Genomic DNA, 8,782 nt, shown 5'->3' on the forward strand with positions numbered 1-8,782 from the left:
TTGTATGTGATGCGCTCAGTCCCGCTGGGCACGAAATAAGTGGTGATTCTGGCACGTAGAATGTGATGGACGGGGAGGTGCGTCATGGCTGGAGTTGGTAGTCACGTTGCGGCGATGGTGCGCGCCTACGGGGCCGGCGATGATGAAAACTTTTATTCTGTTGCGCTGCAAGTTGCTGCCCGGGAGGCGAAAGCAGGTCACCACGTGCTTGCCGGAGATATCAAGAAAGCGGTTGATTCTTCTCGTGAACGCCAACCGCTGAGCAATGTTACTTTCATCAGGCGGCCGGCGGGCGATGTTGCCGAATTGGTGGATACCAGTGCGCCGCAGGTGAAGCTGCAGGATTTGGTTGTTAATCCGGCGTTGCTGGCGCAGATAAAACAGGTGCTATCGGAACAGCGGCAAAGAAAAACTCTGCTGGATCACGGTTTTACGCCGGTGCATCGGCTTTTATTTGAGGGGCCTCCGGGAACCGGTAAAACCATGACGGCCGCGGTATTAGCCAGTGAACTCAGTCTTCCGCTGGTCTCGGTGCGTTTGGACAGCTTGCTGAGTAAGTACATGGGTGAAACAGCCGCGAAGCTGCGGCTGGTTTTCGATGAAGTTGCGCGGGTTCGCGCGGTGTATCTTTTCGACGAATGTGATGCTCTGGGTGCGGATCGCAGCGGTAATGACGTGGGCGAGGCGCGGAGGATTCTCAACTCTTTCCTTGTTTTTCTGGAGGAAGCTAGCTCGCAGTCGCTGGTCATTGCTGCTACGAATGATCGGGCCATTCTTGATCGGGCACTTTTCCGGCGTTTCGACGCGGTTCTCACCTATGAACTTCCGGATGCCCGGCAGGCGGTGTCCGTGATGAAGGCTCGGTTGGGAAGTCTTGTTACGGGAGTGAGTATGGCGAAGCTGGGTGAGTACACCACCGGGTTGAGCCACGCCGAGATTGTGAAAGCCGCTGAATCCGCCGCGAAAACAGTGCTGTTACGCGGGGAAAGTCGGGTTAGCCGGGAGGACCTCATCGCGGCGTTGGTAGCGAGGAAGGCTGCGAGCTTTGAGTGAGAAAATGGCGAACTGGGATCATCTTTCCATAGATAGATGTGTACGGACAGAGAGATTTAATAGAACAGGAGGCGGAAGACCACACGTTCGAGATGTTGATCGTGGTACGCATGGTAAGAAGCTTCTGAGATCGGCCGAGCAGGCCTTTGCTGAATTTGATCATAAGGCCACGTCCATGTTCCCCAACGACGAGGAACTACGTGCCACTGGAGCAGTGGTGGTTCTTGAGGGAGCGGAATCTTGCTATCCCCTCAAAATCGATTCCTTGACCGCACGAAGCGGTGGGAAACGCAGTGAAATGAAATGGATGGTGCTGTCTGTACAGGAAGGTCATGACAGCCAACCTGAAAAAGTCACGGTATGGGTATCTCACCGGTATCGAAAAGAGTTTCTTCAGTTATTTGAAGACTATCTCACCAAAGAAAGCGCTAAAGGGAAGCCGAAGAATAACAATCTTGTTGCGAATATGTCACGTATTCGGAATGCATTTCTTCAAGACCTGTGGACATCGGACCAGGAGCCTGATCGTGACGGCCCGCAGTGGTGGGAAATCTGGCTAGATTCGCAGCGGTTTGATGCTAAGCAATGGGATCGGTTTGTAATAGCTTTTCGGCTGCACGAACGTTCATGGCGAATGCAATTCAATATTCACGTTGTCGCATGGATCAAGGCGAAATGGAATGATTTAGAGAATTTGCCATTTAGCTGGGTGCCCGTCACTGAGATACGCTACCCTACTCTGATTGACGGGGTTAGAGATCTCTGCGTTGCCGAGCGAACGGACTATGTCCAAGAACTGAGCTCGCGAATTACGTGCGCTTCAGAAGATGCTCCTGCTGTTTGTCATCTGGATACGGGCGTGCTTCGCACGCATCTGCTTCTCAAAGATTCTCTTTCAGCTTCGGATCATCATTCTATTTTGGGAGGTTCTGGAACTGATCTACACGAGGGTGGGCATGGTACCGCGATGGCAGGGCTCGCCCTTTACGGTAACTTGGATCCGTTATTCTGCGGTACAGATGATATTTTGCTTCACCATAGACTGGAATCGGTTCGAATTTTCTCAGAGGATAACGCCAAGCGGCTCGACCCACTTGATTACGGAACTGCAACCGTTCAGGCTGTGGCACTTCCGGAAATCGCTCGACCTGACCGAAAGCGCGTTTTCTGTTTAACATTGACGGCACGCCCTGATAACCCGGGTGAGCCAACGTTATGGTCGTCTGCGGTGGATGCTCTTGCAGTGGGTACAGAGATTGTCCAGACCGAAGGGGAAATTAAACTCCTCTCCGCGCCGCAAGACGATATTAAGCGTCTGATTCTCGCTGCCGCTGGCAACGTGAATTTATACAAGGATGACTATGTGGCCAATTCTCGCAACCATCCTATTGAGGATCCGGCACAATCCTGGAATGCGCTTACAGTGGGCGCGTATACGAACATGACCGATGTTCCATCCACACCGGAATACGACAATGGATGGTATGCCGTCGCTACAGCGGGAGATATTTCACCGCATACCAGGACATCAACTGGATTTGATCACAACCGATGGCCAATCAAACCCGATATTTGTATGGAGGGTGGAAACACGCTGAGTGACGGTAGTGGCCTCTGCGAGACCCGCGTCAAATCATTATCCCTGTGTTCTACAGGTAAAGCTTCCGATGTTTCGCTGGTATCCGCAGAGGCGACGAGTGCAGCAACTGCACAGGCTGCCAGATTAGCGGCGTTGATCATGAGCCGTTATCCGGATTACTGGCCGGAAACTGTACGTGGATTACTCACTCACTCGGCAGAGTGGACGGATACCATGAAGCACAGGCTGGAGGAAAAGCAGAGTAAGGGTGATCGCCAGTCACTTCTTCGTGAATTTGGTTGGGGTGTTCCAACTGAGTACACGGTTTTGAATTCAAACGCTCATTCCGTCACTTTAGTGGTGCAGGATAGTTTCGTTCCCTTTCAGGGGGAGCGCTTCATGATGCCTTCTTTGAGGTTACATCAGCTGCCCTGGCCGGTGGAGGCACTTAGAGCTTTGGGAGAACAAGAAGTACGTTTGCGAGTAACTCTTTCTTATTTTATTGAGCCATCTGCTTCTCGTCGCGGTTGGAGAAATAAGTATTCCTACTCTTCATACGGCCTTCGTTTTGATTTGCAAGGTTCAACGGAAACCCCTGATGACTTTATCCGGAGGGTTAATCGTCAGGCTAATGACGAAGATCGCCCGAGTGATAGTAACAATTCCCAGCGGTGGTTTTTAGGTGAACAAGCTCGAAGCCGTGGTTCATTGCATCAGGACGACTGGCTAGGTGCGGGAGTGGAGTTAGCGCATTGCAAGAATATTGCCGTATATCCCGTGGGCGGTTGGTGGAAGAATAACAATCGTAAAGATCGCCGTGATCTAGCGGTTCGATATGCTCTCATCGTTTCATTGAAGACAAGTGAGCAGGGGGTAGATCTATACACGCCGATAGCTAATCAATTGAGCATTCCGGTAGAAACGTGGGTATCAACACCGATTTCTATATAACTTGCTTGCGATACAGGGATGTAGCGTGTGGTTCAGTGGTAGACGTAACCCCGGCGATTCAGCCGAGGCTGGTGATCGTTCCGGGGTCTTCGCGAGCGATCCTACGGGAAATCCGAGCAAAGTCAACAGTAGGATTTACCTCCGTTGTCGCTTACGACGGTGCAAACGGCTGAATCGCATAAATAGGAACTTGTTGTACACATATCACCCGCGGTTTCTTACTTCTCATCTCGTCGGTTCCGGAGTTTCCAGTAAACGAGATCGGAGATTTCTTTGATGATCTGGTTGCGCCGGTGTGAGCTTTCAAAGAACTTCTCCATGATGACGTTCTGGGTATCTTGATGGTCGAGCACTGCGTTGGTGACTGCGGTTTCGATTGTTTGAGACTCTCGGAATTGTTCTTTGGTATTCGCGTTAACCTGGTCCTTGATTTCATCGTTTTGCACAAGGATCGTGACCACGCCTTGAACCCAGGATTCCACTGAACCGGGATCGAAGTCTTCATCCTCAAACAGTGCGTTGATATTGTTGAGGATCTCTTGCCACGCAACCATGTGCGGATCGCGCGAGCGCCCGCCACCAACCCCCATGGGCTTGAGCTTGTCGCCTTCGCCGACGAGCGGGATAGCTCCTTCGCTCTTTCGAGTCTGCTTGATGTGCGTCAGCTCGATGTTGGTGAAGTCAATCTCTTCTGGAGTTTTACGTCCAGTCAAACGCGGCTTGAGCAGGCGAAGGAATAGTGCGAGTTTCGCCAGGTCGGTGTCTTGGTAGTCAACGATCTGCGACAAGAAATCGTACAGGCGCACAAAAGAGCCAACGTCTTTGCGGAACAGGTCGAGTTCATCAATCTCAGCTTTGTTCTTATCCATTACCGCAGCCACATAACGGTCATTGAATCTGTCAGCTGCCTGCTTCAGTGGCGCAGTGTGTTTTCCGTGTGCTTTGTCGATGACGAACGCCTGGGCGAACGCATCGACTTCATCGCCGGTGTAGATCCCCGCAGTTTCAAGTTTTCGTGATAGGTCGTGTACCAGATCCGGGTCGGTGGTCTCAACGATTTCGGCGGTCCGGTAGTACGGCAGGAAAGCCTGCAAGATGGTTTCGGCGTCGTTGACGAAATCAAGGATGAACGTGGTGTCCTTGCCTTTAGCTGGCAAGGTGCGGTTGAGCCGGGATAGGGTCTGGACGGCCTCAATACCGTCGAGCCGCTTGTCGACATACATCGCGCACAGCAATGGCTGGTCGAAGCCGGTCTGGTACTTGTTTGCTACGATCAATACTTGGTATTGGCCGCCAGCGAAGGCTTGTGGAATGCCTCGCCCGCGCAAGCCGGGGTTCATAGTCACCTCGGTATATGGCTCTTGTACTCCGGGTACGGTGTCGTCAATCTGCTTGGAAGTAAGGCTGCCGGAGAAAGCAACGAGGGTGCCGAGCTGATAGTCATGTTTATCGATGTAGGCATCAATCGCTATTTTGTATTTCAACGCTGCAGCACGACTCGACGTGACCACCATTGCCTTGGCATACCCATCAAGCAGATGGGCGACATTTTCGCGGAAATGCTCAACGATGATCTGTACTTTTTGGGCGATGTTTGTTGGGTGCAGGCTCACCCAGCGCATGAGTCCTTTCGTAGCGGTGGACTCATCTACCAGTTCATCTTCGCTCTTCACATCCCCAGTTTTCTGCGCGAGCTGGAAGGCTGTCTTGTACGTGGTGTAGTTGCGCAGCACGTCTAAAATGAAGGCTTCTTCGATGGCCTGCTGCATGGTGTAAACGTGGAAAGGTTCCGGTTTACCGTCCGGGCCGGGCCGGCCAAACATTTCCAGGGTTTTGCCCTTTGGTGTGGCGGTAAATGCGTAGAAGGAAATGTTATGGGCGGTGGCACGCGCCGCCATCTCAGCGGCAAGCACGTCCTCCACGCTGACTTCTCCGCCATCTTCGAGGGCTTCCACTTCTGCTTGGGAGAGCACTTGGCGTAGCTTCTGCGCACTCGTGCCAGTCTGCGAAGAATGGGCTTCATCCGCGATCACCGCGAACTTTCGATCTGCGAGCCCACCCTGTTCCGCTAGAGCGTCGAGCACGAACGGGAAGGTCTGCAACGTGACAATAATGATGAGCTTGCCGCCAGTGAGTTCCTGAGCAAGGAGTGCAGACTTCGAGGAAGCCGAGGCTTTGCGTACTTCATCGGCATTGATAGTGCCGACGACTCCTTTCGTGCCCTCGATAGACTTAATAGCTTTCTGAAGCTGGTCATCAAGCACGGTGCGGTCAGTAACCACAATGACAGAGTCGAAGGTTTTCGAGTTGTCAGCGTTGTGGAGGTTTGCCAGTCCATGTGCCAGCCACGCAATCGAGTTCGTCTTGCCAGAACCCGCAGAATGCTGGATCAGATACTTGTGCCCGGCTCCTTCCTTCTGGGTTGTTTTCAGCAGACTGGTTACGGCTTCCCACTGGTGGAAACGCGGGAAGATGATTTGCTTACTGCGCGTGCGGGCACCCGTAATCGGATCAACTTTCTCGGTGATCTGCAGATTCACAAACCTCTCTAGAATCTGCAACCAGTTATCGCGCTGCAGCACCCGCTCCCACAGATATGAGGTTGTGGCCCCATTCGGGTTCACGGGATTACCGGCAGCGCCATCGTTGCCTAGGTTGAACGGCAAGAACACGGTGTTTGCACCGTCAAGTTTTGTAGTCATCTGCACTTCGTCAGTTGAGACTGCGAAATGTACGAGTGCTCGGGAACCGAACTTCAACAGGGGTTCGCCCTGGGGTAGGCGATCCTTGCGGTACTGGCGTACCGCGTCATTTACGCTCTGGGTGTTATCGGTTTTCAACTCGGCTGTGGCTACTGGCAGGCCGTTGACGAAAAAGACTAAATCAATGGAGTCGTGTGGGCGTTTTGTGGAGTGATGTACCTGCCGCACCACCCGCAACTGGTTGAGCGCGTAATGCTGCTGCACAACCGGATTCATTGAGGTAGCGGGCCGAAACGCGCACATGTCGAACTTCGCTGGTGTTTTTCTGAACCCACCGCGCAGAACAGCCAACGTGCCACCCCCGTGCTCGAGGGGCTGTTCAAGGGACTTCACAAGTCGATCAAGCAAGAGGTGTTTAGCTAACTGCGCTTCTACCGGTGAGGCATCTGCTGGTACCACGCGCGCCCATTGCTCTGGTTGGGTGGCCTGCAACCACGCAAATACATCCTCCGGGATCAGCGCCAGCTCTTGGTCATAACCGGAAAAACCTTCCTCATAGAGCCAGCCATGCGCGCCGAGATACTCGCAGATCTCGGTCTCGAAACTCTTCTCGTGCTGAACACCCATGCTCTATCTTCCTAAACCTCGATCTGACCTGTCACCGCCGCAGTAATCAATGCTGAGCGCCGCTCCTGTGCGAGTTCGATATGACGCTCGACGATGTTGATAAGCTCATCTCTGTGCTTATGTATCTTTCTAACCTCTTGCACAATCTCCTCTTGATCCTCTTTCGGAGGAATCGGCACCGGTAAGTTGTCCAGATCGATCTGCTGGATTCGTCGATCAAAAGTCGTGCTGGCACGCTCAAACAATTTCGACTGGTGTCTATAGCTAACACTGCGTAAAATTTCATGCGCGTAGCTAGGTAGCAACTGATCTGCTATGGCGAAAACACGATAATCAGGGCTTACTGCGCCTGCACGCTCAGAGACGCCGATTGCTCCACCCGTCAGCCACATAGGGTTTACAACTAAATCACCCGAGGACACTGCAAGATATTTCGGAATAGATGCTTCGCTTGGTTCTTGGCTCTGCCTAGTTTCAGATCGGGGCACAACGGCTCCAGTTTGGCGCAGCGAAAGCATTTCCAATACTAGATCAGTGTTTCGTTCATCCTTGCGAGTGAAGACCCACTTAAAACGCTGTACGTCCCACGTCTTGGGTAGAGTAGCCAGCCGACGTTCGAGTGCCAAACTCGAGATGTTCCGTGGATAATAAGATCGCTTGATGATCTCCGACTCCTGATCCGTTTCAATTCTTTGCCCCCAGATTGACGCTTCGATATCAGCATCGGCTCTTTCCTTCGTGAGATCAATCAGTTCTTGTTGTTTGGTGATGAGGAGGTCAATCTTCGCCGTCTCAACATCAAGATACTCGGCAATGCGCTCCTGTTGCACCTCGGATATTACTGGAACTCGAAGTTCCTTATACCGAGAAGCGGAGAAGTTTTCGATTGTTGATTGAACCGCTGTAGACCTTACCTGGTCTATAAAATGGAGGGACTGCGTCCAATATGATAGAAAGCGTCCTTCTCTAATTGATTTAGGTCTTACTCGAGTCAGGAAGCCCGCGTAGCAGGCAGGATTATGACTCATATACAGGACGCTTTTCCCGATAGAAGCTCCCGCTGATACAAGCAGAAGATCGCCGTATTTGACAGAAGCTTTCCTAGCGATATCAGCTGGTTGCGAGACGAATGTGTCATCTTTCAGTGTCGTTGGACTCGCAATATCAGTCGTTCTTATGTACCTCGGATCCAACGGCTCAGCATTATTTCCGGGAAGACCTAGTCCATTAGCGATTGGCACTGTGCTCAGCCTTCGCAAGGCTACTGTTCTCATTCGGTCACCTCGTTGAGGAGATCGAGGATTTCGCGGGTCGCCTCGTGGAGTTCTGCGTCGATGTCTTCGAGTGGGCGGGGTGGTTGATAGCGGTAGAAGTAGCGGGTGAAGGGGATCTCGTAGCCTATTTTGGTTTTCTTCTCGTCAATCCAAGCGTCGGGGACGTATGGTTTCACTTCTGCCTCGAAATACGCCTGGATGGTTTCGTTACGTCCGGCGTCGGCGTGGGTGTTGCCGTTATACGTGAATGGCACGCGTTCGGTATCCCTTAAGCTTGCATCTGGTTGTTTCTTACCGCGAGCGTTAGTGATAATCTCGCCATTATCATCGCGCCTCGGGCGCTCAACGGTGATGCTCCAGTAGGCGAATTCTTCGATGGGCACAATCTTGCAGTGCCCGGTCTCTACATAGTTGGCGTAGAGCTGCACGATTGTGGTGCGGTTAGCTTCGGTAAGTTCACGGCCCTTATCGCCGAGTTTTTTGCGCATTTTGGCGTAGAACTCGGTCGCGTCGATGAGTGAGAGTGTCTAATGGTTTGTGTGTGAGGGTGAAAACCACCTAGGAGATAAACCAGAATGACTACCGTGAAACAAGAC

The 8,782-nt window shown here is 52.3% G+C and carries 5 protein-coding genes; 2 read left to right on the forward strand and 3 right to left on the reverse strand.

From position 1 onward, the window contains the following. Positions 1-84: 84 nt before the first annotated feature. Both ACRQFC_RS04560 and ACRQFC_RS04565 read left to right on the forward strand, forming a co-directional pair. Positions 85-1,053: an AAA family ATPase gene (locus ACRQFC_RS04560; protein WP_320753651.1), complete on the forward strand. Its 969-nt coding sequence runs from the start codon at positions 85-87 to the stop codon at positions 1,051-1,053. Then, positions 1,046-3,583: a S8 family peptidase gene (locus tag ACRQFC_RS04565; RefSeq protein ID WP_284896847.1), complete on the forward strand. Its 2,538-nt coding sequence runs from the start codon at positions 1,046-1,048 to the stop codon at positions 3,581-3,583. The genes ACRQFC_RS04560 and ACRQFC_RS04565 overlap by 8 nt, the downstream gene beginning before the upstream one ends. Positions 3,584-3,801: 218 nt before the next feature. Here ACRQFC_RS04565 and ACRQFC_RS04570 read toward each other — a convergent pair whose 3' ends face one another. The 3 genes from ACRQFC_RS04570 to ACRQFC_RS04580 are packed head-to-tail and all read right to left on the reverse strand — an operon-like array spanning position 3,802 to position 8,674. Beyond that, a complete protein-coding gene (locus ACRQFC_RS04570) occupies positions 3,802-6,912 on the reverse strand; it encodes a type I restriction endonuclease subunit R (RefSeq protein WP_284896848.1) in 3,111 nt (1,036 codons plus the stop codon). Between the two features lie 11 nt (positions 6,913-6,923). After that, positions 6,924-8,186, reverse strand: a complete 1,263-nt coding sequence (locus ACRQFC_RS04575) for a restriction endonuclease subunit S (RefSeq protein WP_410374593.1) — start codon at positions 8,184-8,186, stop codon at positions 6,924-6,926. Next, positions 8,183-8,674, reverse strand: a complete 492-nt coding sequence (locus ACRQFC_RS04580; protein ID WP_284897624.1) for a hypothetical protein — start codon at positions 8,672-8,674, stop codon at positions 8,183-8,185. The genes ACRQFC_RS04575 and ACRQFC_RS04580 overlap by 4 nt, the downstream gene beginning before the upstream one ends. Positions 8,675-8,782 lie beyond the last annotated feature (108 nt).

This window comes from Actinotignum inguinis (assembly GCF_051265835.1).
Taxonomy (GTDB): domain Bacteria; phylum Actinomycetota; class Actinomycetes; order Actinomycetales; family Actinomycetaceae; genus Actinotignum; species Actinotignum timonense.